This window comes from Halobacillus hunanensis (assembly GCF_900166655.1).
Classification (GTDB): Bacteria; Bacillota; Bacilli; order Bacillales; family Halobacillaceae; genus Halobacillus_A; species Halobacillus_A hunanensis.
Genome location: NZ_FVZB01000006.1, coordinates 1,304,246 through 1,329,450, shown reverse-complemented (window position 1 = coordinate 1,329,450; position 25,205 = coordinate 1,304,246). Strand labels below are relative to the sequence as shown.

The window sequence follows — 25,205 nt, the reverse complement described above, 5'->3', positions numbered from 1 at the left end:
AATGAAAGGAAAGGTGGAAAACGTGGGTTATTATGACGATCATTCACCAGCCAATCAGCGGCAAAAAGGTCGACGTCGCTTTGTTATGCCAACGATCGTTGGAGTCGTTCTTGGTGCAGTTCTCGTGCTGCTCGCTTTACCGGCGCTGGTCCAGACAAACATACTGCCATATAATATTACTCCAAATGAACAACAATCAGCTGAGGATGGGGGTACTCCTAATGAAGATCCCGCACAAACAGTTGAGTTAGATGTAACAAGCCAAATTACTAAAGTGGTGGAAGAAGTATCTCCTGCAGTTGTAGGGGTTATCAACCTCCAATCTCAGCAAAATTTCTGGGAGCAGAGAGGGGATCCTGAGCAGGCAGGAGCTGGATCAGGCGTTATTTATAAGAAAGAAGACGGCACTGCCTATGTAGTGACGAATTATCACGTCATTGAAGGGGCTAGCGAAATCGAAGTCGTTCTTTCCGATGGTACAAGGAAGAAGGCACAGCTGGTCGGCGGGGATGTATTTACTGATCTAGCTGTACTTAAGATGTCGAGTGAAAATGTGAAGAAAGTTGCTGAGTTTGGTTCATCTGACAACTTACAAGTAGGAGAACCAGCTATTGCAATTGGAAACCCTTTAGGCCTTCGCTTTGCTGGATCCGTCACTAAAGGAATTATCAGCGGGAAACAACGGGCAATTCCTCAGGATTTTAATGGAGACGGCCAAAAAGACTGGCAATCAGAAGTTATTCAAACTGATGCAGCCATTAACCCTGGAAACAGTGGAGGAGCACTTATAAACATAGAAGGACAAGTTATTGGAATTAACTCCATGAAAATCGCTCAGTCAGCTGTAGAAGGCATCGGTTTTGCTATACCAATTGAAACAGTTAAACCGATCATCGCAGAGCTTGAGCAGTATGGACAAGTTAATCGGGCATTCATAGGAATCGAAGCCTACTCATTATCGCAAGTTCCAACTTCTGAATGGCGAAACACTTTGAATTTACCTGAAGATGTGAATGGCGGCTTATACATTCGAAGTATTACGAGAATGTCACCTGCCGATAAAGTTGGTTTAGAACCACTTGATGTCATTACAGCGGTCGATGGTGAGCCGGTAGAAGATATCATCGACTTACGCAAGTATCTTTATAAACAGAAAGACCCTGGTGATGAAATGGAAATCACATATTATCGGGATGGAGAAAAGAATACAGTTACTGTAACGTTAGGCTCACAGCAATAAAAATGAGGGCGCATGCATGGATCGATTCAATGCATGCGCCTTTTTTTAAGGTAAGTCATACACATTTATCCACAGTATGTTGATAAAGCTCTGGATAAATAGCATATATGGTAGCGAACATATATACTACTACCATATAGACTTTAAGTTATGCACAGGTGTGGATAAATTCAGGGGATAACTTGTTCATAGCCTAGGACAACCTGTTAGTAAAAGTAAATCAATATTAGTTGTGTATAAGTCTGTGGACAATTGTGGGTAACTATTTTCGTTAGTCTTGCTTTCCACATGTGAATAACAGTGGTGGCGCAGTATTAGCGTTTATCCACAATACCTGCTAGTTAATCACATGTTATCTGAAAAAATATATCCATCCCCCGTAGACATAAAGCCGGCTTTACTAACGACATACGAGAAATGTCTTATAGAGTTCTTCGTTGTGCTCTTGATATAGAAATTATTGTGAATTTAAATGCTGTGGTCAAAGGAATGTTCTGAAATAAATTTATTTCGTACACTGATGGAAATAAGGGAGGAATTACATATGATCGATTTACGAAGTGATACAGTAACAAAACCAACGCAAGCCATGAGAGAAGCTGCCTTTGAAGCCGAAGTAGGAGATGATGTATATGGCGAGGATCCTACGGTTCACCAGTTAGAGGAAATGGCTGCGAAACTTCTTGGTAAAGAAGCCGCTTTATTTGTGACGAGTGGAACACAGGGAAATCAGGTGGCGGTGTTAACACATTGTCACCCTGGTGATGAAGTACTGCTTGAGGCAAATTCTCATCTATTTTTATATGAAGGGGCTTCAATGTCTGCGTTCGCTGGTGTTCAGCCTAGAACTATTCATGGTAACCGCGGAGCGATGGATTCAGAAGAGGTGCGAGCTGCAATCCGTCCAGAGGATATTCATTTTCCAGAAACCGGCCTTATTTGTATGGAGAATACCCATAATAAAGCCGGAGGAGCTGTTGTACCACTTGGAAATATGCAAGCCATTTATGAAGTGGCTCGCGAACGCCAGATCCCAGTGCATCTGGATGGGGCGAGGTTGTTCAATGCGTCAGTGGCGTCGGGTGTATCACTTGAACATTACGCAGCTCAAGCAGATACGGTTCAGTTTTGTTTATCAAAAGGGCTCGGTGCTCCAATGGGCTCAATCATATCCGGCTCTTATGAATTCATTAACAAAGCCCGAAAATGGCGCAAACGTCTGGGAGGCGGTCTTAGACAGGTTGGTATGGTTGCTGCACCTGGATTAGTAGCTTTATCCGAAATGGTTGATCGATTAGCGGAAGATCATGAACATGCCCGGCGACTCGCTGCAGGTCTTGGCCAAATTGGCGGTCTAAGTTTGGAAGGACAGGTAGAGACCAACATTGTTCTAGTCAATGTAGCTGGCCTAGGAAAGTCAGCTGATGAATTTCTGGTCGATTTAAAAGGTGTCGACGTGTTAGCAGTGCCATTTGGGCCTGAAACAGTAAGATTCGTAACAAACTACGATGTGAGTGCGGAGGATATAGAAGCTGTTCTAAATCGTGTAGAGCAATTAGTTTCCAATCGTTAAAGATAAATTCCACCATCAATAGTCACAATTCAAATTTTTTCACGAAAAAATGTAGGATACAAGAAACCTTTTGCCTTCAGCTTCGGTCTAATTAGTGAATAAGCTTTCAACATCACTAAGGCCACTGGATGGTCAGATTTAAGGATAACAGGTATTAGAAAACATGGTACAATATCTGTATAGACAAGCAGCTTCAGATTGCTTGAGTCAAATGTTCTGGGAAACCATTAGACAAAATATGAGGACTGTACACTTTCTCCTATATAAAACAGTATACAGTTATTAGAAATGTGTACATTAGGAGTATAACCATAAGAGAACATGAGTCTAGTGTGTCGAGGCTTCCCGCTAATTTCTCTAAAAGAAAGAAGGATTCCCTATGTGCGGATTTATTGGGATATTACACAAAAAAGGAAATCAAGTTAATCAGGAATATGAACAGCAATTTAGTAAAAAGAATAATTTTATTAAGCATCGTGGGCCTGATGATGAAGGGTATTACCATGATGAATATATCTCACTTGGATTTCGGCGCTTAAGTATCATTGATATTGAAAGTGGCCATCAACCCTTTCAATTTGAAAATGATCGCTATTGGATGGTCTTTAACGGTGAAGTTTATAATTATGTAGAACTTCGTGAGCAGCTGAAGGATAAAGGCTATACCTTCGAAACAGAATCGGACACAGAGGTCATTGCAGTCCTATTCCAGGATCAACAGGAACAAGCTTTCAGTAAGCTGCGGGGCATGTTTGCCATTTTGATTTGGGACAAGGAAACGAAGACACTGTACGGTGCACGTGACCCGTTTGGCATTAAACCGTTGTTTTATACAAAGACAGATGATGCTTTAAGTTTTGCATCTGAGAAGAAGAGTCTGGCTGAAGCAGGCGGTCAAGTAGATACTGAGGCTTTGCAGCACTATTTAAGCTATCAATATGTCCCTGAACCGATGACATTAACGGAAGGCGTTCAGAAACTGGAACCGGGTCATTATTTTGTGAAAACTCCAGATGAGCCGCTTGTCATTGAGCGTTATTTCCATGCTACATTCAAACCCGTTCTTACAGATGAGAATCGTATGATTACACAAATTCAGGATGCGTTATATAATTCTGTCGATGTTCACATGCGAAGTGATGTTCCTGTCGGTTCATTCCTATCCGGCGGGATCGATTCTTCGATCATCGTGGCGATCGCCAGAGAATATAATCCACACATTAAAACGTTCTCTGTAGGATTTGAGCGTGAAGGTTATTCAGAAGTTGACGTGGCAAAAGAAACTGCTGATAAACTAAACGTAACCAATCATTCATACATCATAACACCTGAGGAATACGTTCAGAAGCTGCCTAAAATAATGTGGCACATGGACGATCCGTTAGCAGACCCAGCCTGTGTACCGCTTTATTTTGTTGCTCGAGAAGCGAGAAAGCACGTCACGGTTGTTTTATCCGGTGAAGGAGCAGACGAGCTATTCGGCGGCTATAACATTTATCGTGAATCGGAGTCACTAAAGGCATTTGACTCAATGCCGCCTGTTGTAAAAAAAGCCCTGCAAAAAGTAGCGCATATGCTGCCTGAAGGTGTTCGGGGCAAAAGCTTCCTCGAGCGTGGTACCACGCCGTTGAAGGATCGTTATATTGGTAACGCGAAAATGTATGAAGAACGTGAGAAGGAAAATTTATTGAAGCAATTTTCCAAGGACAATACGTATCAATCATTAACGAAGAGTCTGTATGAAAACGTAGAGAACGATCACCCTGTTCACCAAATGCAATACGTTGATATTCACACATGGCTGCGCGGTGACATCTTATTAAAAGCGGATAAAATGACGATGGCAAACTCACTGGAACTGCGTGTTCCTTTTCTCGATAAGGAAGTGTTTAACGTAGCGCGCGAGTTACCAGTTGCAAGTAAAATTGCTGACGGTACAACGAAGTCCATTTTACGCAAAGCATCCCGTGGAATTGTTCCGGATCACGTACTGGATCGTAAAAAGCTCGGCTTTCCTGTACCGATTCGCCATTGGCTGCGGAATGAATTGTATGACTGGGCGAAGAACCTGATTGTTTCAAGCGAAACAGATCATCTCATTCATAAATCAGTCATCCTTGATTTGCTTGAGGCACACGTTCAGCAAAAAGGGGACTACTCCAGGAAAATATGGACGGTACTCGTGTTTATGCTGTGGCATCAGATCTATGTAGAAGGTGTATATTCCTTCGAAGAGCTGCAGAAAGAAGATGAAACGGAAAGTAAAGTACTTGAACAGATGATAATGGTTTAAGTTTTGAAAGAATATCCTATTTGTAAAGGTCAGCCCATCTTCATATGGGCTGACCTTATTTTGTCATCAGTTATACTGACAGCCCCTATTAATGACTTAAACTACTCACAAAAGAATGAAGGTTCTAAAAAGGAATAGAACTCGTACAAGTAGTATAGAGTGTATTAAAGAACGGAGGCTTAAATAAAGATGAAAAAAAAATTTGTGCTGTGGACGGCTGTTCTTTTCCCGATTTATGCTTTTCTCGTCTATCTTTATTTGTTCCACATAGCTGGTACAGGAGTGCCGGCTGCCTATCAAGGCACAGCAGCCGACCCATCAACCTTTATGACAGCGAAGGAACTTGAACTGAGTCAAGAATTCTCAAGATATAAGGATTTCTTATTTTTTATTGGGATCCCTTTAGAAGCACTGATTTATTTAGGTGTGCTTGTTTTTGGCCTTTCCCCAATTTTTAAGCGGTTTGGTGAAGGAGTTTCACGGTTTTCCATCATTAAAATTCCCATTTATGTATTACTATTGTCCGCGTTTACATGGATTCTTACATTTCCGATCGATTACGCTGAACGAAAGCTTTCTGTAACATACGGCATTTCAACGCAAAGTTTTTCAAGCTGGATGCAGGATCTGCTATTAAGTTTCTGGATCGGGACATTGATCATGACTATTCTCATCACCGTTTTATATTGGTTGATGAATCGCTTTACGAAACGCTGGTGGCTCTATGCCTGGTTCCTTCTTATCCCTTTCTTTATCTTTATGATGTATATTCAACCTGTCGTGATTGATCCGCTTTACAATGACTTCTCCAGATTAAATGATCCGATGTTAGAGGAAAAGATCCTTAATCTTGCGGATGAAGCTGACATTCCTGCTGAACGTGTGTACCAGGTCAATATGTCTGAGGAAACAAACGCTATGAATGCTTATGTAAATGGGATCGGTTCGAACCTGCGCATTGTACTTTGGGATACGACCTTAAATAACCTGAAGGATAAAGAAGTGTTGTTCATTATGGCACACGAAATCGGCCATTATGTGATGGACCATCTTTATTTAAATCTAGCGGCTGTCATTTTTTCCAGTCTGATTGGTTTGTACATTGCCTATCGAGTTCTTCATGTAGTTGTTCGTAAATGGGGAGCAGGCTGGGGTGTGAAACATGTGGCTGATATTTCTTCACTGCCCGCATTGTTTATCATCTTATCTCTATTGTCCTTTGCATCAAGTCCAGCTGAATTAGCTATCTCACGCGGAGCTGAAAAAGCAGCTGATCAATACGCTATCGAGATGACCGAGGATCCAAAAGCAGCAGTAGGCTCTTTTCAAAAATTAACCGTTAATGGCTTAAGTGACGTGAATCCGCCCGCTCTCGTCAAGTTTTTCAGGTACGGCCATCCAACGATGATGGAGCGGATTTCGATGCTTGAGGAGTATAAGGAGTGAGATGGCTGGGGGGGGTTGCCCTGGGAATTGTCCTGTAGCTTCATGGGATTATTCCGCTTCTCAGAGGATTGTTCCCGTACTCAACATGATTGTTCTTTAACTCAAATTATGAAAGGTTCTCCGGCAACATGGTACACTAAGGGTAACCATTTATCTTAACGGAGGACGCTACATGAAAATCACCATCATAACCGTTGGAAAACTAAAAGAAAAGTACTTGAAACAAGGCATCCAAGAATACGTAAAACGAATTGGCCCTTACGCTAAAGTTGATTTGATCGAAGTTGCAGATGAAAAGGCTCCCGAGAACTTAAGCGAGGCGCAAATGCTTGAAGTGAAGCAAAAAGAAGGGGAGCGGATTCTGAGCAAAATCAATACGGATAGCTATGTTATAACGCTGGAAATCGACGGCCAGCAGCTGACATCGGAGAAATTTGCCAAAAAAATGGACGACCTTGCTACGTATGGTAAGAGCAAGGTCGCCTTTGTCATTGGCGGATCACTGGGGTTGAGTGATGAAGTTTTGCAGCGAAGGGACTTCGGACTTTCGTTTTCTAAAATGACGTTTCCTCATCAGTTGATGCGGCTGGTGCTGGTGGAGCAAGTTTATCGGGCTTTTAAGATTAATCGGGGGGAACCGTACCATAAATAAATGAGGTTTAGGTGTCGCCGTGGAGTTTAGTATAATTAATGAAAATTTTTACTGTTTTAACTAATTAATTGGTTCGATATAGATGTAAAGTTTTAGTAAACCAGAAGGAGACTGGGTACGCCCAGTCTCCTTCATTCTATAAAAATATAATTGTGTAGGATACTTGTAAGGTCATAGTGGCTTCTGTTCAATTTATATCTATCGTTGTATAATTTGTGAACTGTTTTACATATTTGTATCAATTTATTCAATCAGTATATAAAGAGTATGTACTGTAAATTTAATATGATTAAATGCCTGTAGCCCTCAATATATATGGGTGCTTTTTAGGCGGCAACTAGGGGTTGCGCCTTGATGCGCCTAGAACTCGCTTTACTTCACCTCCTAATTCTTTAATACTGAAATTGTAAGGAAAGGCGATGAGAAATATGTTTTTTAGTGAACGATTAAAAAGAGAAAGGGAAAAAGAGGGGTGGTCTCAAACAGAGCTTGCTGAAAAAATGCATGTTAGTCGCCAATCCGTTTCAAAATGGGAGACGGGCAAAAACTATCCAAATATCGAAGTGATCATAGATTTGAGTGATTTGTTTGGTATTACGATAGACGAACTATTAAGGAGCGATGAAGAGTTGAAGGAGAAAGTGATTCAAGATGGTAAGAAGTTGGAGTACCCAAAGTGGAAAGTTTTCTTCGATAGTGTCTTTTTGTTAGGTGCTTTTTTATTAGTTTCAAAAATAATCATTTTCGCATTACATTATTTTTTCGGAACAAATATTCTTATGTTAGAAGATTTACCAGAAGTTGTATCCAACTTTTTACCATTAACTTTAATGTTGATTGGTGGCGTTGGCAGTGATCAATTGAAAGATAAATATATTTAATTAAAAAAATTATTTCACTAAACAGAGTTCACTATGATTGGACTTTCATTATTTAAATTCAATCTCTAGCTTGTTTCTCGTCAACTTAAGTGTAGTAGATTTAGTGTGTTTTCATGCCAAATCTAAATATTGGAGAGCTTAAAAAAGAGAGGAAAGCACAAATGGCTCTCCTCTCCTTTAAGAATAATTCAATCAAACAAAACGGCTTTACTTATGAAATAGAAAAACCTTCCTCTTCTTTCACTCCATCTTTATCGGTAAACTCATCAAGCAACGCACGCACTTCATCGGTGGACTGGGTGCTCATCAGCTGATTTCTTAACTCACTCGCTCCCCGGAATCCACGGACGTAAATCTTGAAAAAACGTCGAAGCGGTTTGAATAGCCGTGGCTCTAGTTCTGCGGAATATTTATCATGAAGGTCGAGCTGCAGCCTCAGGAGATCGAGCAGTTCTTCACTGGTATGCTCTTTCTTCTCTGTTTCGAAAGCGAACGGGTTATGGAAAATCCCCCGTCCGATCATCACTCCGTCCACGCCATGCTTTTCTGCTAGTTCAAGTCCCTTCTGACGGTCAGGGATATCACCGTTGATCGTCAAAAGCGTGTTAGGGGCTATTTCGTCGCGAAGCTTCTTGATCTCCGGAATCAGCTCCCAGTGAGCCTCAACGTTACTCATTTCTTTTTTCGTACGAAGATGGATGGAAAGATTGGCAATATCCTGTTCCAGGAGGTGCGTAAGCCAGTGGCGCCATTCCTCTACTTTCGTATAACCAAGACGGGTCTTCACACTGACGGGCAGCCCTCCTGCTTTGGCTTCCTGGATGATTTCCGCTGCGACATCCGGGCGCCGGATCAGGCCGCATCCTTTCCCTTTCGGTGCGACATTCGGCGCAGGACATCCCATATTTATATCCACGCCGCGATATCCCATTTCTGCCATACCGATACTCATTTCCCGAAAGTGTTCGGGCTTGTCTCCCCAGATGTGGGCAACGATCGGCTGTTCATCTTCCGTGAACGTCAAACGCCCACGAACGCTGTCTTTTCCTTTTGGATGGCAGTAGCTTTCTGTATTCGTAAACTCTGTAAAGAACACGTCAGGTCTCGCTGCTTCACTCACGACATGACGAAAAACGACATCTGTCACAGCTTCCATCGGTGCCAAAACAAAAAACGGTCGTGGAAGCTCATGCCAAAAATTTTCTTTCATAGTATATCTGAACCCTTTCCTTAAGGGAAAACATGTTCCCAAAATTAAAAAGTGAAAATGTTGTTGTTATCTATTCCTAGATAGGCTGGATTTCAACCATTATATACTTTAATAGCATCAAACGAAAAGTGCAAGGGAACGAATGGTCTTATTTTAACGGAAATCCTCATTTCTTCGGAGCTAATATTCTTATGTTAGAAGACTAACCAAAATCAGTATAAGTGAGCTCTTTTTATAAAAATATACTTTCATTATTCATGAAATTCCCGAATCCGATAAAAGATAGAGTGAAGACACCCCATCCTCTTCATAACAGGGTGTAGAATTAACCCTAAGTGATAAAAAGGAGCCATCCATTATACAAACATGGATGGCTCCTTTACTCCTGTTCAGCCGTACTATAATTTGATATTCTCTCCGGGTGAGAATACACGTTAAATGATTCCCCGCGGATAAAACCGACCATTGTAATATTGAGGTCATCCGCGAGTTGAATGGCAAGATCAGTTGGAGCAGATTTTGATAAAACAACACCTACGCCAATTTTAGCTGCCTTTATGAGGATTTCGGATGAGATCCTTCCACTGAAGACAATTACTTTATCTCTGACTGGTATTTTGTTCAGAAGACTATGGCCGTATAATTTATCAATTGCATTATGTCTTCCGATATCAGCACGCCCTGCTATGATCTTAGAAGGAGTACATAGGGCGGCATTATGTACACCGCCGGTATTCTTAAAAACAAGACTACCTTTCTGCATCATCTTCATGAGATTCAAGCAATCTTCGGGTTTGAGTCTAGTCTTCGTCATTGATGTTTTTGCAGTTCGAACATCATTTTGAAAATAAAATTGTCTGCTTTTCCCGCAACAGGAGCCAATGAAACGTTTTGAATGCTGCTGCTGGTCCGTCTTAATTTCAGATTTCAAAGTGACATAGGCAAAGCCGCCGCTCTCATCAATCATGAGGTCTGTTACGTCATCTCTAAATAAGATGGCTCCTTCAGACGCTAAAAAGCCAATAATAAGTTCTTCCAGATGAGTTGGCGTGCAAACCATCGTGGCAAACTCTACGCCGTTAATATGAATGGTAATAGGAAATTCAGTTACAATTTCATCCTCTACTTCTTGTAACTGCCCATTTTTATATGTAACGATGGGTCGTTTTTGGCTCATATGTTGAACCATATTATTCACACCCTATTTATCGTAATCATTCGTTCAGGATCAAAAACTATCATCAAAGTTGTGATAGCTATGCTTCTCTTTTGTCTTCTACTTTTGCAGAAATTAATCCAAGCAGGATACCAAACAATCCTCCTGCTAGAACTTCGGCTGGCTGATGCCCTAGAACTTCTTTTAATTCATGTTCCTGCTTTACATATTCTAAGCTGGGAAAATCACCAGAAATGGCTTCGAAGTGATCTTCGAGGTCGTTTACAAGCTGCGCAATCTCACCAGTATGGCGTCTAATTCCCTGGGCATCATACATGACGATTGATCCGAACACAACTGCTAAGGCGGTTTCGATATGTCTCGTGCCGCGATTGGCAGCTACATAGGTAGCGAGTGAGGCAACTCCTGCAGAGTGGGAACTTGGCATGCCGCCGGTTTGAAAGATTGGTTTCCATTCCCACTTCCCCGTTACGTTTTTATGTGTAAGTATTTTGAGCCCTTGTGCGATCCCAATTGCTGATAAAGCTGTCACGATTCCACGGTTCACCACAGATCTCCTCCGTTTGCTTTTCGATTTCGTTTCTACTCTATTATGATTCATACCCTTTTGAGGAGATTTTATTCGACCTCTTGAAAAATTCAAGTTCGTTAATCTTCATCTAGACTATGACATGCCAAAAGTGAGTGGTGAGTAGAATACTTTAAGTTGAAAAAAAGTTCACATTAAGATTATCCTAATGTGAACTTTTGCCGTGTCAGCCAACGGCTTCAATTTTGTTAGGCGGCATTATTCTTTGAAGAGTATCTCTTTCTTCCTTGGTTAATGGTAACATTGGTAAACGAACATCACCCACATTAATCCCTCTTATAGATAAAGCGGCTTTTACTGGGGATGGACTAGGTGCTGCAAATAATGCATTCATAACGGGCAGCAGGTTGCGGTGAGTAGCAGCTGCATCTTGTACGTGGCCGTTAAAGAAGTTTGTCACCATACCCTGCATTTCATTGCCAATAATATGAGAAGCGACTGACACAATTCCTGCTCCACCGATGGATAGAACAGGTAATGTCATACCATCATCACCGCTGTACACCGAAAAATTATCGGAAGAATGACTAATGATCTCTGAAACGGCATCTAAATCACCACTTGACTCTTTAACTGATACAATATTATCAATCTTGCTTAGGCGAATGATCGTCTCAGAAGCCATGTTTACAACACTTCTCCCTGGAATGTTATAAAGCATAATAGGTAACGAAGTAGATTGAGCAATAGCCTGGAAGTGCTGGAACAAACCTTCCTGGGATGGTTTGTTGTAATAAGGGGTCACGAGCATAATGCCATCGACTCCTGTTTCCTCCGCTTGTTTTGTTAAACGGATCGAAGCATTTGTGTTATTTGATCCCGTTCCGGCGATGACGGGAGCCCTCCCATCGACCACCTGAACAACAAATTTAAATAAGTTCAACTTCTCTTCTGTTGTTAAAGTAGGAGACTCACCAGTTGTACCTGCTATCACTAATCCGTCAGATCCATTCGTCAGTAGATGGTTTACTAAAGCTCTCGTTGCGTTAAAATCAATTTCCCCGTTTTGGTCAAATGGGGTAACCATAGCGGTTAGTACTTGGCCAAAATTCATACTGTCACACCCTTTTTATAAATTTAGAAATATTGTGGTGTTGGGCCATTCGGTCGTAAACACAAAAAAACAACAACGAGGGTTCGCTGTTGCCGTAGAAACACATTTAGAAAAGTCGTTCCTGCGTAAGATAGCCCTCCATATAGTTCCCTATATGACAGTCCTGCATTTATTAAATAACAGAACCAGCTTCCTGAACATGAGATTCCTTCCGCTTCGGCAAATTCCCCTTTCCACAACCTTCTTAGGGTCTCATGCCCCTCACATTGCGTACTAATGGTCTTTGCACCTCTATCCTTACTTCAAATGATATTGAAATAAGAAATATTTAATTGAGTGTACTATAACAAAAATTACTTTTGACTACAAGTATATGAGTAGGATTTTTTGAAAAAGGAGTAATGAGAACTAAATTATGCCGGGGATTAGGTTTTAAGTTGGGGGTGCTCTCTTACTAATAAGGGCTTTTGTGAGAGTCTAAAATCATGGTTCAAATTTACTGTTAAGTGAGGCGAGGTTACGATGTTATAGCTGAACACTCATGAAATACCTAGGTAAAAGGTGGCGAATTAACGGGAGGCAATTTACTGGAGATATCATCTGCAGTATAATCAATATTCATATGGGTAATTTTCCAAATAATGTTTTAGGATGCAGTACTTTATAACCAAGAGAGGTGAATAAAGTGATAGAAAGTGAGTACATGATTAGGTCTTTAACAAACGACATTTGGTCGCTTACTAATAGGATCCAATCCAATGCAGAAGATATCAACAGATTAGAACAAGCTAAGACCAACATTTTAAAGGAACAAGAGGAACTGGCGGTGCAAAAAAAGCTCGTTTTTGACCCGGAGTTGTCATCTGATTCTTGGGCAGGCAAGCATGCCGCAGAATTTCTAAATATAAGAAGCGACATAGAGCAGGCTTATACAACTATATCGAACCAAAAGGTAGAATCTCTACTTGAAAGAATAACAAGTGAAATAACTCGGCTTCAGAATCTTAATTCAAGTTTGTCCCAATCGGTAGAATCAAAAGAAAATCATATGAATGCTATAAAAAGCAAGTAGCGGGGTGATGAAAAATGTCAGAAATAAATATTAGACCCAATGAAGTGGAACCCGTTTTTAAAAGTTTAAAGGAACGAACTACAGAGTTGAATACAACTAACCCTCAACCTCAATTTCCAACATCTACACTTAACCTCATCGAAAGAATACACACCATCGAAGAGAAATATTACCAAACGTTAGACACGTATAAGACAGCACTTATAAGAGTAGAAGACGATATCAGTTCCAATATTGATTCTTTTATTCAGACTGAACAGAGATTGTCAGAGCAGATGAAAAAATAGAGATAAAGGTCTTTATAAAGAATCGTTAATCAGATATAGGTAAGGAGTCGGACGGATGAAGGTATTGAATGTATCCGAAGTGATTCAGGGGATAGATGAAATCATTCAAAAAAAGGAGCAGGAAAAGGAACAAGTTCTTACTTTAAGAGACGAAATGAATAAAGTAATTAGTTTAGGCGATGCCCTTAAAGGGGAAGGCGGGGAAGCTATAAAGGAACATTTCATTACCTTGCACTTTCCGGCCATTATCCTATTCAATCAATTCCAGCAACAATATATAGATGTGCTCAAAGAGATCCAGCGGGCAATTGGCGAATATGAAAGTCAAGATGGGTTAGTAAGGGAAGGCTTTATCGAAAGTGATATTGAAAACGGATTGAATCGATTAGAGAACGTAACCCACGATATTGTGAATGATATAAGGAACCATTATGACTCAGTAGGGGATTTAATTAACCCTATGAGTCTATCTACTTCTCGTCTTGACCAGTCCATCTTTCAGGCAAGACGGCAAAACACGGAGACTGTTAATGGTTTAAGGGAGCTTGATGAAACAAGTTCTTCACAACTGGAGTCTCCTGAGCAATCCATAGATCAGATTCAACAATTTGTTTCGAAACTAACATCGTGGACGAAAAATGGGGTATTTCTGACTGAGGCTCAAATCAATCAAGTGGAGAATTATTTTGGAGAATCGGACACCATTCAGGATATGATTGATAGTGCTATGAAGCTATCTGTAGAACAAGGAGATTCTACCCCTAAAGGTGACGTAGCCCAATGGCTTTCTGATTTAGGAAAATTAAACGGTGCCTATAATGTTGCGAAAGGCATCATTGCAGCAAGTGTGCTAAGCAGCGGAATGCTGAAATTGACCCAGGATGGGAAAGGCAATTTTATTGTGACGGCTTCTTCAGCGTGGAAACAAGATATCAATAAGAAATATGGATCCAACTTAGCTAGCAACCTTCACAAACTATTAAAGACAGGAAACAAGTCTGCCAACCCAGTACTTAATAAATACTTAGGAAAATATAACAACGCTCCAAGCGGTGTACTCAGGGAAATGATAAATCTAGAGGGGGGAACGACTCGGATTAGTTTTGGCAAAGTTGCGAACAAATACACGAATGTGTTAGTTCTTGACGAAGATATGCTTAAAAAGTACAAATGGGATGTAGATATGAAAGCAACGGCAAAACAATTCTCGGATGCTAAGACTATTTCTAAGTTTGCTAAGCGTATTCCTTATGTGGGGATAGGGTTCTCTGTGATGACTAATTCCGGGGAATTTTACAGTGATACCAATAAGCATAAGTCAGGATTGGAAAAAACGGGTCGGTTTGCTGCAGGTCTCGGATTAGATGTCGGGGTTGCAGGTCTGACAACCGGTGGAGCTGCCATTGGTACGATGATTTGTCCAGGTGTAGGAACCATTATTGGCGGAGCAGTGGGAGCTGGAGTTGGTATTATTGGGTCCTGGATCGTTGAGGATACTGTGAAAGACTGGGGCGAGGATGCCGGAAGATGGCTGGATGAGCAAGTAGAAGGAGCTATAGAATGGGGAGAGGAGACAGGGAAAAAGTTAGAAGAGGGGATAGATGATCTTATCTCAGGTTCTGGAAAGTTCATCTCAAACTTTTTCAATTAACCATATAAACAGAAATGGGGAGATACAATGAGCAATTCATCTCTAGATAAACAAGGTGAGATCATTCAAGAGCCAAAAAAGTTCTCTCTCAAAAGTGGCTTCAAATTCTTTCTAAAGGCTAACCTTCTAATGATTTTTATTTTGTTGTTGTTCGTAATCAATTATGGAGTGTGGAGAGGTACAGGTGGATCTGCTTTAGGTATGTTCATCTTTACCCTTGAGCTTTTCCTTATCCTTATAGGCGTAACAGCTTGTGTAAAGCCAACGACAAGGAACAGGAAATTCAGCATGCAGCAAAAAAATAAGTGGCTCGGCTTAGGTATAGCAACTATTTTATTTTCGTTAATGTCGTTAATATTCACAGGCATTCATATTCCTTATCCAAGCACACTTGTTCTTTTAACTATCTTCACAAACGTCATGGTGGCTTTATATTCAATTATTTTCCATAAACCAGCAATAGCTTTGTATGAATCGAATGTATATGGAGAAGCAGAAAGTGTCATGGATTACACATTTAAGTTTATAGCTGTTCTTTTCTCAGGAATCAATTATCATATTCAAATTATTTTAATGAGGTTACCGCTAATCTTAAATAAATTAATTGCAATAGTATTTGTCTTTTTCTTATTGTGGCAAAGCGCAGTACTTATTAATGTTTTTGAGCAATAGGTAGTAACCGGCAATAGTAAGATGGATAGCTGTCAACGATAGAAAGAAGATGAAACGAGAAGCAAAGTTTCCGGTTGGCGGTATTTTTGACTAAATAGCATAAAAAGCCAAGGCTCACCAACGTATTACTTCTGTTGGGCCTTGGCCTTTATTATCTCCAGGCACTTATCCGTTCAGATTTAGGAACAAATGCTGCCGACATGGATTTCATTCTTGCTGTTAACAATTTGTTGCGCCCTTCAGGAGTCCTTGTGTAAATAAGTTCTGCTTTTCCTACACGTTTTTCCCACTCCTTTGTGAAAAATTCCGCATTTTCCTTCCTGCGTCCAATTTCTTGTGGTATAGCATGGTAATCATAGCGTGGTATGAAGAATAAACGGGATTTTCTAAGCAATATATATCTCGGGTTTTCAATAGGGTCAACTAGTTCTTCCATCGCTTTGAGGAAGACCGTTTTTTCATGGGTAGACCCTTTCTCCATCCAGCATGTAACAAATCCAAGTTCATTTTTTTCAGCATGAATTTGATTGTGTTCAAGATTTGTTTGGATTAGGTCCATATGATGCAATGTGTTGTAGACAACCTCGCCAACTTGAACCATACTGGATTCGATCGAGGAATGGCGAAAGGAAGTTTTGATTGCTTTTAACAATGGCAATGCAGAAAGGATCGCGATGATCCCCATTCCGATTAGGAAACCAATGTTGATATCGTCCTCATCATAGGCTCTGCTTGATTCCAATGCACCAAAGAAGAGTTGCACACCATTAATAATGGCAAAGATAAACATGGCCTTAAGGGTGTTTCTGAAAATAAAAGGACGAGGAACTGCTCGCTTATCCGAAATGATCTCTTCCGTAATTTCTCCATCCTGTTCTACAGCCTCTTTCCAACGATCGAAAAGTTCCTTACGATTACTTGCTCTTTCAAACATTTTCTTGTTTGCGGTATGGATTTTATCCTGAGAATAAGGAGGCGGCTGTAGATTCATTCGTTCGATGCCGGTTTCAATCGTTTCTCGTTGCACTGCGATTCCGATTAACGAACGGAACCTTCTAGTAAGCGAGTTAAAATCATGGCCTCCATCTCGTTGGTCAGGGTCAAAACAAACAAGGTGCCATATATTGGCTGTTTTCTTAGGATTACCAGTTTCTGTCCGGATTGCTCGACCGCGCATTTGATTGGACAGCATGAATGTTCCCACGTAGGAGGCGAGTATCAAGGAGTTAATACTCGGTGCATCCCACCCTTCCCCTAGCAATGCAGTTGTCCCCACTAATACTTGAATCCCGCCTAATGAAAACACTTCTGTCATAACACTTACCATCTTTTGGCGTGAAGCTGCTTTCATCTCTACACGGATATATGCTTCGTCATAAGCAAGGGGACTGGATTGGAATTCTAAATGTTGTTCGTCCGCACATGTTTGCAAAAGCGGAAGCGCTGAACTTGGAATAATGACAATCGATCCGGTTAATACACCTATTTTCACTTGAGTTCCTAATTCTCTGCGGACCTTTTCAAAGATCGGAATTACCCCGAGACGAACAAGTGGTTTTTCATCGCCTGTTTTATTTGGCATATCTTTCATTCTGATATAATCGGCAAGGATTACCAGTCGTAAATCTTTGCCTAATTCTTTTTCCTCAAATGATACAATCTGGCTGATGCTTGAGAGTTTTGAAACACTATTTACTAATGTTCGGTTAATCATATCGGTAGATTGCAGCATCACTTTTCTTCTTTCGACAGCGCCTATCTGTGAAAGTTGTTTATGAATGTCTTTAATAATCGCTTCTCTAGGTGCAAAGTAATCATCTTTAAACAGCACACCTGTAAGCAATTCTTCAAGCCATTCCAAATCAAAATCAGGAATATCCTTTTCGTTGGCTTCAATTGTTTTTATAGCTTTCTTCCATGCCGTACTGCCTGATTTCTTCAAGTAAATGATCAGGCTTGAGAAATAAGAAGGTGATGATAGCATGTTTTCTATATGATCTTTGGAAGAAGCAATCCAAGGGTGCTGTTCAATCAATGCTTTAAATGCGTCGTTATGTATGATTTCTTTTTGAAACGCCCTTACCTTCTCCTTGAAGGCATAAATTGGCTCAGCTTCCTCATGAGAGGGCGCTGAAGCATAGATATAATCTTGATGAGGGCATAATTCTGCTTCTCTCACAAGTTCAGGGACACTTATTTCAGCATCTATATGTCCGCATAAATCCACATACTTCTTCCACTCCGACATGCTAGTGTCATAAGGCGGGGTAGCCGTTAAAGCAACGATCGCCGGATGTCCAAGGCTGTCGCGAAAGTCAATCGTACTCTGCCACCAGGCTGTTCTTAAATGGTGGGCTTCGTCTAATATGAAGGTCTTAAACCCAATCTTATGTAAATGGTCCGTAGCCAGTTCCACATCATTTTGACTTTCTGCTTCTTCATCCGTCGCTGAATCAGCAGGTTCATCCAGTTCTTCTTCCTCGTCCTTCTCTTGTTCTCCTCGATAAAGACTATGTAAGGATTGATAGGTGGTTATGGTTAAAAATGTCGGCTGACGGATATCAGTGGAAATCCAATCAGGTCTTGTTTTAGTTTGCAAGAATAACTCTTGAAATCTATCAGCCCACTGATTACGAATGGCAATCGTCGGTGCAACAATGAATGTAGGTTGATTCAGTCGAAGCATGACTTCTAAACCTAATACAGTTTTACCGGAACCAGGCGGAGCTACCAGATGAAAATGCTTATCTTTCAAGTGTTTGTCTAACTGATCGAGGGCTTTTGCTTGGTAGGAACGCCAATCATAGCAAAAAGATATCCCATCCGGAAATGCTTCCATTTTCTCCCCTCCTTCTTTAAAATTCTATGTTGAATGGTATATACAGTATAACAATATTTGCACAAGCTAGCGTAATTGAAAGTGGAAAAATTGAGGAAATTTCATGTATAGTATGAAGTATAGTTAAGGAGGGATTGCATGATCGATAAAGGGACAATCAAGCTTACTGTAAATGAGTTAGTGTCAGCATTAGTGATGTGCGGTTACGAACAAGTTGCTAGTCAGATTCTCAATGACCATAAGTTAATTCAAAACGAGGCAGAGTTTGACCGCTTTGTATATGAAGCGGAAACGTCTTTAAGACAAAAGGGGTACTGGGATGATGATAAGCCAAGCAATATTGCTAGTGGATTAGAAGATTTGCTGCATTTGTTAGTCCAATCAACGAAAAAAGTACGATGTGTAAATATAGAAAGAGAACGTGTTGCGCTTATTCATTCTATCAATCAAGAGCATTCACTAATACAGGAAATCCATAGCCATGAGCATACGTTCTGGGTTCATAAAAACTATGAGGGGTTTGAGTCCATTTTGCGCAGCCACTATGGTTTAGAGAGTGCTAATCATGGCAGGAGTGATTTACAAACGATCCAGTTATCAGATGATATGTTTGATGGGTTACATGCTGCAGAAACGGTAGTATTGGAGAGAATGGTTCAGGATGAAGAAGTAGATGTTTCCTTACGAAGCTTTTTAAAGGATTTCTTACATAACGAACAGGAGTTAGATAATCTGGCTTTTATGGTTTCCAATTTTGTGGAGGATCAGTCCAAGTTTGATCAAATTGTTTTCTTACTACCTGGTGAGGGACTGATCTGGCACATTGATTATGAACAAGTAAACAACCATGAAATTTTCATTCATCCTGTTGAAATAGGGGAGTACTTTCAAAAGATAGAGAAAACCTTACTGGAATTCTTTCATAACTCGAACAAGGCCGAGAATAAATAGGCCAAAGCAGTCTTTCTATCATTTTAAGGTTATCGACTAGGAAAAACAGGGAAGTATTTATATAACTAGTTTGAGGAGGCCTTTTATGAAGAAAGTGATTAGTTATTCGAAAGAGATTCTGGATGAATTCCAGAAAGATAATGTTCCGATATTAGGTGCGGCTCAGGCCTATTATTACTTACTTGCAATTGTTCCTATGCTTATCCTGCTATTATCTATCCTGCCTTATTTAAATATCGATCCTGAAACAGCCATAGATTTCTTGCAAAATGTGGCGCCAGGAGGCACGGTGGAGACGTATCGTGAAAATATTGTCAATCTTGTCGCGCAGCCTAAAGGCGGGTTACTGACCATTGGTATTATTGGTACATTATGGTCAGCTTCAAGCGGCGTTAACGCATTTATACAATCATCAAATATGGCTTATAATGTAGAAGAGACGAGATCGTTTATTAAGATCAGATTACTATCCATCTTGCTTACACTAGGGATGATCATAGCGATTGTCGTCGCTCTTACTTTGCCGATCTTTGGTGATGTGCTTATTAATTTCTTACAAGCATTCTTAGGACTCCCCGAGGCCACAGTGATCTTATTTCAAGTACTTCGCTGGGTAATTAGTATAGTTGTAATGAGTGTAGTGTTAATGGCGTTATATCATGTTGCACCAAACAAAACGTTACCCTTTAAAGAGATTTTGCCCGGAGCAATAATTACGGCAGTTCTGTGGCAGCTTATTTCCCTTGCCTTTTCCTTTTATGTCAGCAATTTTGGTAATTATTCGGCGACGTATGGCAGTCTAGGAGGGGTCATTATTTTAATGCTTTGGTTCTTTATTACGGGGATTATATTAATGATTGGCGCAGAGATCAATGTGGTCCATCACCGCAGGAAAAAGGCGAACGTGAAGTAAAAATAATAATGGGTTGGACAAAAGTGATTTTACCAAGTAAAAGTCCGAACTAAGTAAAAATTATGAAGGGTGCCTATAATCCGCTACGGAAATATACTTCGCTTTCCGCGGTCCTCGCGCGTAGGGGGGTCGTCCGGTGTTGGCACAGGACAGGCCGGTTTTAACCGAACTTCCTTATTTTTACTGCCTTCCTTGTGCTGACACACTGCGGGGTCTCATCTAGGTCTTTCCTCCCGCAGGAGATTCCGGGTATTTTCTCCGCTAAAAAGTACATTGTTCGTCTTTTTACTTAAGAAGTTTAGATTGTCTCAGCCTCTTTATGACAAAATCAGCTACTTCTAAAGAAACGAAGGACTTGATTATGAAATTAGTGATACAAGTTAGTTTGATTATTATTGGCAGTCTATCTCTGGCCTTAGGTATAATAGGGATCGTCCTGCCTTTAATACCGACTACACCATTTTTATTACTTTCAGCTGCATGTTTTGTACGAAGCTCGAATAGACTTTACCAATGGCTTATCCATAATAAGTGGTTCGGTAGCTATATTCAAAACTTTCGTGCAGGAAAGGGAATTCCATTAAAAGCGAAGGTGCTCGGAGTTGCCACATTGTGGATTTCCATTATCTATTCTGCCTTTTTTATTGTACCGTTGGTGTTCGTACGAATCATCATGATGTTAGTAGCGGCCTACTTTACGTGGTTCATTCTGTCTCAAAAGACTTTGAGGTGATGGCTTTTCCAGAAAGGTTAAATCCGCCTCGGCGGTCTACGCTATTTAGCTTTGGTTTGGGGATAAGGAGAAAGTCACATTTTTCAATAATTTTCAACAATTATTTGAAAGCGAATTCATTTCATGGTACTATTTTTTCAAAACTACCTCCGAGAACATCTACATTTCGTAACGGCTGCCCGTTCCCTATCGAACAGGTAATCCGTGCGGAAGATGCCGGATTGATCTGGAGAGTGAATAAAGTGTATGCCAGTGGAACTTGTTATGTAGTCGGGGAGGCAAAATCCCCAGGTAATAACCCTATCACGAAAAAGTATGATGGTTTTTTCATAGGGTTCGTTATTGATCCAGAAACAGATCTCATTGTGGATGTGGAGTGCACTGCCATGATGGGAATTACCGTTAAGTTTGTGCAAAGTCTTTTTGCAGGGCGGAGTATATTGGATTATGACGGGGCTGCTAAAGAGGTACAGGCACGCTATTTTGGCTCTTCTCAAAAAGCATTAATTGTAGCTTTTAAACAAGCCTATTATAAATATAAAGAAGCACTAAATAAGTAGAGAGCTGCTTTATCTAACTTCTCGTTGATAAAACCCAGCTGACAAGAATACGATTCTTGCAGCTGGGTTTTTTATATTTAAATTAAAATAGGGGGAATGAACATGATTGAAGGAGGATTTTTGTACCTTGGTGTGGTCGTTGGACTGGCGGGTTTGATCGCCTACTTCGAATCGAGCACCAAGAGCAAATTTTTTAAGTATGTGCCAGGTATTGTACTGATTTATTTTAGCGGCGCAATCTTGAAAACCAGCGGCATTATCGGAGAGACGGAGTCGATTGATTCGACGTATGGTTCAGTAAGAGATGCTTTATTACCAATGTTAATTTTATTAATGTTATTAAACTGTGACTTAAGAAAGCTAGTTAAACTGGGGCCTAAAATGCTGATTGGCTACGTGGCCGCCTCATTTAGTATCATCCTCGGTTTCGTGCTCACTTATTTAATGTTCCAGGGGTTATATGCACCTGAAACTTGGCAGGCTTTCGGGGCGCTGGCAGGAAGCTGGACGGGCGGATCAGCGAATATGGTGATTATTCAGGGGATCCTCGATGTGCCTGAGAACATATTCGGTTATGCCTTGATCATGGATACAGTCAATTATTCCACATGGGTCATGATTATGTTCTGGCTTGTTCCTTTTGCTACGGTTTTCAATAAATGGGCAAAAGCCGATACATCTCATCTTGATGAAATTACAGCTGATTTGAAGGAAGAATATGAGGAAAAACAGCAAAAGTCCATTTCATTTGTGCACATAATGGGTTTGATCTCTATCGCCATTTTTACTTCAGCCGTAGCTGCTAAATTTGGGGAGCTGCTTCCTGAATTCGGAACAGTAGTCAATGCAACAACGTGGACGATTTTCATTGTGTCTATTGTCGGGGTATTGCTTGCCATGACTCGAATTTCGAAGGTCCCTGGTTCAATGGATATAGCAAATGTATTGCTTTATATTGTGATCGCATTAATTGCTTCCCGAGCTGACTTCTCCCAGTTGTTCCAAGCGCCGATCTATATCGTATCTGGCTTCGTCATTTTAGCGATTCATGGATTGGTCCTTATGCTGGTAGCTAAGTTGTTTAAGATGGATCTCTTCACATTAGGTGTATCGAGTCTTGCGAATATCGGCGGTATGGCTTCAGCACCATTGCTTGCGGGGACTTACCACAGGTCTTTAATTCCTATTGGAGTATTAATGGCTCTTGCTGGTTCTTTCCTTGGTACCTATTACGGATTACTTGTAGCAAAAATTCTATCATTCTTGTAATAAAGAGGAGACATCGTTGTGAAGATTATTAATCTAGGCTGTAAGAGGCGTTCAGTTCAACTGAAACAGCCGTTTAAAACGTCCCTAAGAAGCGTTACAAAAATTGATGTAGTAGATGTGCATGTTGAATTGGAGAATGGAGTAACCGGGGTGGGTTCGGCTGCTTCTACCTGGCAAATTACTGGTGAATCCTTGGAAGGAATCATGACAGCTGTTAACGGGCCGCTCAAGGAGGCTGCACTAAATAAGGATATTCTTTTCCTAAATAAAGTGAATATGGAGCTGGAGAAAAGCTGTGCGGGCAATACCAGTGCTAAAGCGGCAGTAGATATCGCTTTACATGATGCCTATTGCAAACTGTTTAACTTGCCGCTTTACGCCCTGCTTGGAGGTTATACAAACAAGCTGGAAACAGATATGACTATCAGCATCGATGATCCCCAATTGATGTATCAATCTGCCAGGGAAAAAGTGGCGGAAGGATTTAATGTATTAAAAATCAAGGTCGGCAATGATGAGAGACTAGATCTCCTTCGTATTGAAAAAGTACGAGAAGCAGTGGGTGATGATGTCCTGCTGCGTCTGGATGCAAATCAAGGCTGGATTAGTAAGCAAGCTGTTCATATTATTCAATTTATGGAGCGGGAGAAATGGGGGATTGAACTTGTAGAGCAGCCTGTTCCTGCCAATGACCTGGAAGGGTTGAAATTTGTCAGGGACCATGTTTCAACTCCGATTATGGCAGACGAAAGTGTCTTCACCCCAAGAGATGCATCAAGGCTCGTACAACTTGGGGCAGTAGATCTCATAAATATTAAGCTAATGAAGTGTGGCGGGATACGCCGCGCCTGGCAGATCGCTGATATGTGTGAAGCGGCAGGGATTCAATGCATGATCGGAAGCATGATGGAATCGGTGGTTTCTGTAACAGCTGCAAGCCATTTGGCAGCCGCTCATCCAAACATTACGTATTATGATTTAGATGCTCCTATATGGATGACTGATGAAAACATGAAAGGAGGTATGCAATTCGAAGGAAATAAAATTCGCTTATCAGATGACCCTGGGATTGGTTTTAATTAAAAATTTGGAGGTGTTTTATCTTGATTAAGAAATGGTCTATGTTTGTGCTAGCTCTCATTCTCGTATCCTGCTTGTCTGCTCCGTTAACGTCCCAAGCAGAGGAAGGTGTGAAGGGTGAGACTGCTTATGTCGATGTTTCCGTAGCAACTCTATGGTCTGAACCTGATATTACCCGCCCAGTTGATGAACCGTCTGTAGGAAATCCGGTAGACATGTGGAAATGGACAGAAAGTATGACCCTTGATCAAAAGCTTTGGCTGGTAGGTAATCTGCAAACACAGGCTTTATATGGGCAGGAAGTTACAATCCTTGAAGAGAGTGGCGATTGGGTTAAAGTAGCTGTTCACGGTCAGCCGACACCGAAGAACGAACTAGGCTACCCTGCGTGGATGCCAAAAGTTCAACTGGCAGATGAAAACTATTTTGCTGCGTTAAAAGAGACTAAATCATTTGCTCTTGTTACAGATACGACCGCATGGCTTTATGATGGTAAACAACGTCAAGGTAAGTTTAAGGAAATCAGCTTTAATACGAAACTTCCGGTTGTTGCTCAAGTAGGGGAGATGACTCTTGTCGCAACACCGAGTGATGGAATGAAATGGATTGCTTCAGACGCTGTTTCTGTTTATAATTCACAGCAAGATATTCCTGCTCCAACTGGGCAAGACCTAGTAGAGACAGGGAAGCAGTTTTTAGGATTGCCATACCTGTGGGCAGGAGCATCTGGCTTTGGTTTTGATTGTTCCGGGTTCACCCATACGATCTATAAGGCAAACGGCATAACAATTCCGCGAGATTCCTCTGTACAGGCAACACACGGAACACCTGTTGCTAAAGAGGACTTACAAAAAGGGGATTTGTTGTTCTTTGCTTATAATGAAGGAGAGGGATCCGTGCACCATGTTGGTATGTATATTGGCGATGGAGAAATGATACATTCTCCGAACTCCAGCAGTACCGTCGAGATCATTGAAGTATTTGAATCAGACTACTACTCTTCTGAATTTTCCGGAGCCAGAAGATATATAGACTAACCTTGTAGAATGGAAAAAACCCCCAC

Annotated in this window: 22 protein-coding genes and 1 riboswitch; of the genes, 17 read left to right on the top strand and 5 right to left on the bottom strand. The window is 40.9% G+C overall.

Annotated elements, in window-relative coordinates; translation table 11 throughout:
• Positions 1-22 precede the first annotated feature (22 nt).
• From B5354_RS12015 to B5354_RS11990, 6 genes are all read left to right on the top strand, one after another.
• Positions 23-1,240: a S1C family serine protease gene (locus B5354_RS12015; protein ID WP_079529168.1), complete on the top strand. Its 1,218-nt coding sequence runs from the start codon at positions 23-25 to the stop codon at positions 1,238-1,240.
• A 544-nt stretch (positions 1,241-1,784) separates the two neighbouring features.
• Positions 1,785-2,813 carry a low-specificity L-threonine aldolase gene (gene ltaE, locus B5354_RS12010; RefSeq protein WP_079529006.1) on the top strand — a complete coding sequence of 343 codons (1,029 nt, stop codon included), beginning with the start codon at positions 1,785-1,787 and terminating at the stop codon, positions 2,811-2,813.
• 379 nt (positions 2,814-3,192) lie between these two features.
• The gene (asnB, locus tag B5354_RS12005) at positions 3,193-5,106 is read left to right on the top strand and encodes an asparagine synthase (glutamine-hydrolyzing) (RefSeq protein WP_079529005.1); all 1,914 of its coding nucleotides are present in this window, start codon (positions 3,193-3,195) and stop codon (positions 5,104-5,106) included.
• 189 nt (positions 5,107-5,295) lie between these two features.
• Positions 5,296-6,552: a M48 family metallopeptidase gene (locus B5354_RS12000; protein ID WP_079529004.1), complete on the top strand. Its 1,257-nt coding sequence runs from the start codon at positions 5,296-5,298 to the stop codon at positions 6,550-6,552.
• A gap of 172 nt (positions 6,553-6,724) precedes the next feature.
• Entirely contained in the window at positions 6,725-7,204 is a 480-nt protein-coding gene (gene rlmH / locus B5354_RS11995) for a 23S rRNA (pseudouridine(1915)-N(3))-methyltransferase RlmH (protein ID WP_079529003.1), read from the top strand.
• Between the two features lie 428 nt (positions 7,205-7,632).
• Positions 7,633-8,085 (top strand): helix-turn-helix domain-containing protein, encoded by a 453-nt coding sequence (locus B5354_RS11990; RefSeq protein ID WP_079529002.1) that lies wholly within the window; start codon positions 7,633-7,635, stop codon positions 8,083-8,085.
• 211 nt (positions 8,086-8,296) lie between these two features.
• On the opposite strand, the gene B5354_RS11985 is transcribed toward B5354_RS11990, so the two are convergent.
• The 4 genes from B5354_RS11985 to dapA all read right to left on the bottom strand — a co-directional run bounded on the left by B5354_RS11985 (position 8,297) and on the right by dapA (position 12,115).
• Entirely contained in the window at positions 8,297-9,295 is a 999-nt protein-coding gene (locus tag B5354_RS11985; RefSeq protein WP_079529001.1) for a tRNA dihydrouridine synthase, read from the bottom strand.
• A 379-nt stretch (positions 9,296-9,674) separates the two neighbouring features.
• On the bottom strand, positions 9,675-10,484 hold the full coding sequence (gene fdhD / locus B5354_RS11980) for a formate dehydrogenase accessory sulfurtransferase FdhD (RefSeq protein WP_079529000.1): 810 nt from the start codon (positions 10,482-10,484) through the stop codon (positions 9,675-9,677).
• A gap of 67 nt (positions 10,485-10,551) precedes the next feature.
• A complete protein-coding gene (locus B5354_RS11975) occupies positions 10,552-11,073 on the bottom strand; it encodes a divergent PAP2 family protein (protein ID WP_079528999.1) in 522 nt (173 codons plus the stop codon).
• Between the two features lie 154 nt (positions 11,074-11,227).
• Positions 11,228-12,115, bottom strand: a complete 888-nt coding sequence (dapA, locus tag B5354_RS11970; protein WP_079528998.1) for a 4-hydroxy-tetrahydrodipicolinate synthase — start codon at positions 12,113-12,115, stop codon at positions 11,228-11,230.
• Between the two features lie 123 nt (positions 12,116-12,238).
• A riboswitch (Lysine riboswitch) is annotated at positions 12,239-12,417 on the bottom strand.
• Between the two features lie 383 nt (positions 12,418-12,800).
• Here dapA and B5354_RS11965 point away from each other — a divergent pair.
• The 4 genes from B5354_RS11965 to B5354_RS11950 are packed head-to-tail and all read left to right on the top strand — an operon-like array spanning position 12,801 to position 15,797.
• On the top strand, positions 12,801-13,187 hold the full coding sequence (locus tag B5354_RS11965) for a YwqH-like family protein (protein ID WP_079528997.1): 387 nt from the start codon (positions 12,801-12,803) through the stop codon (positions 13,185-13,187).
• 14 nt (positions 13,188-13,201) lie between these two features.
• Complete coding sequence (locus B5354_RS11960; RefSeq protein ID WP_079528996.1) at positions 13,202-13,474, top strand: DUF5344 family protein; 273 nt, start codon at positions 13,202-13,204, stop codon at positions 13,472-13,474.
• A 55-nt stretch (positions 13,475-13,529) separates the two neighbouring features.
• Positions 13,530-15,125: an LXG domain-containing protein gene (locus tag B5354_RS11955; RefSeq protein ID WP_079528995.1), complete on the top strand. Its 1,596-nt coding sequence runs from the start codon at positions 13,530-13,532 to the stop codon at positions 15,123-15,125.
• A 27-nt stretch (positions 15,126-15,152) separates the two neighbouring features.
• Positions 15,153-15,797, top strand: a complete 645-nt coding sequence (locus tag B5354_RS11950; protein ID WP_079528994.1) for a hypothetical protein — start codon at positions 15,153-15,155, stop codon at positions 15,795-15,797.
• 151 nt (positions 15,798-15,948) lie between these two features.
• Here the strand turns inward: B5354_RS11950 and B5354_RS11945 are convergent, their stop codons facing one another.
• Positions 15,949-18,636 (bottom strand): DEAD/DEAH box helicase family protein, encoded by a 2,688-nt coding sequence (locus B5354_RS11945; protein ID WP_079528993.1) that lies wholly within the window; start codon positions 18,634-18,636, stop codon positions 15,949-15,951.
• 138 nt (positions 18,637-18,774) lie between these two features.
• Here B5354_RS11945 and B5354_RS11940 point away from each other — a divergent pair, with 138 nt between their 5' ends.
• The 7 genes from B5354_RS11940 (at position 18,775) to B5354_RS11910 (ending at position 25,179) form a co-directional block, all read left to right on the top strand.
• On the top strand, positions 18,775-19,587 hold the full coding sequence (locus B5354_RS11940) for a hypothetical protein (protein WP_079528992.1): 813 nt from the start codon (positions 18,775-18,777) through the stop codon (positions 19,585-19,587).
• A gap of 85 nt (positions 19,588-19,672) precedes the next feature.
• Entirely contained in the window at positions 19,673-20,500 is an 828-nt protein-coding gene (locus B5354_RS11935) for a YihY/virulence factor BrkB family protein (protein ID WP_079528991.1), read from the top strand.
• Positions 20,501-20,861: 361 nt separating this feature from the next.
• The gene (locus B5354_RS11930) at positions 20,862-21,233 is read left to right on the top strand and encodes a YbaN family protein (protein ID WP_139377115.1); all 372 of its coding nucleotides are present in this window, start codon (positions 20,862-20,864) and stop codon (positions 21,231-21,233) included.
• A gap of 242 nt (positions 21,234-21,475) precedes the next feature.
• On the top strand, positions 21,476-21,793 hold the full coding sequence (locus B5354_RS11925; RefSeq protein ID WP_079529166.1) for a DUF3870 domain-containing protein: 318 nt from the start codon (positions 21,476-21,478) through the stop codon (positions 21,791-21,793).
• A 102-nt stretch (positions 21,794-21,895) separates the two neighbouring features.
• Entirely contained in the window at positions 21,896-23,062 is a 1,167-nt protein-coding gene (locus tag B5354_RS11920) for a DUF819 family protein (protein WP_079528990.1), read from the top strand.
• Between the two features lie 18 nt (positions 23,063-23,080).
• Complete coding sequence (locus tag B5354_RS11915; RefSeq protein WP_079528989.1) at positions 23,081-24,145, top strand: dipeptide epimerase; 1,065 nt, start codon at positions 23,081-23,083, stop codon at positions 24,143-24,145.
• A 23-nt stretch (positions 24,146-24,168) separates the two neighbouring features.
• On the top strand, positions 24,169-25,179 hold the full coding sequence (locus tag B5354_RS11910; protein WP_245804782.1) for a C40 family peptidase: 1,011 nt from the start codon (positions 24,169-24,171) through the stop codon (positions 25,177-25,179).
• Positions 25,180-25,205 lie beyond the last annotated feature (26 nt).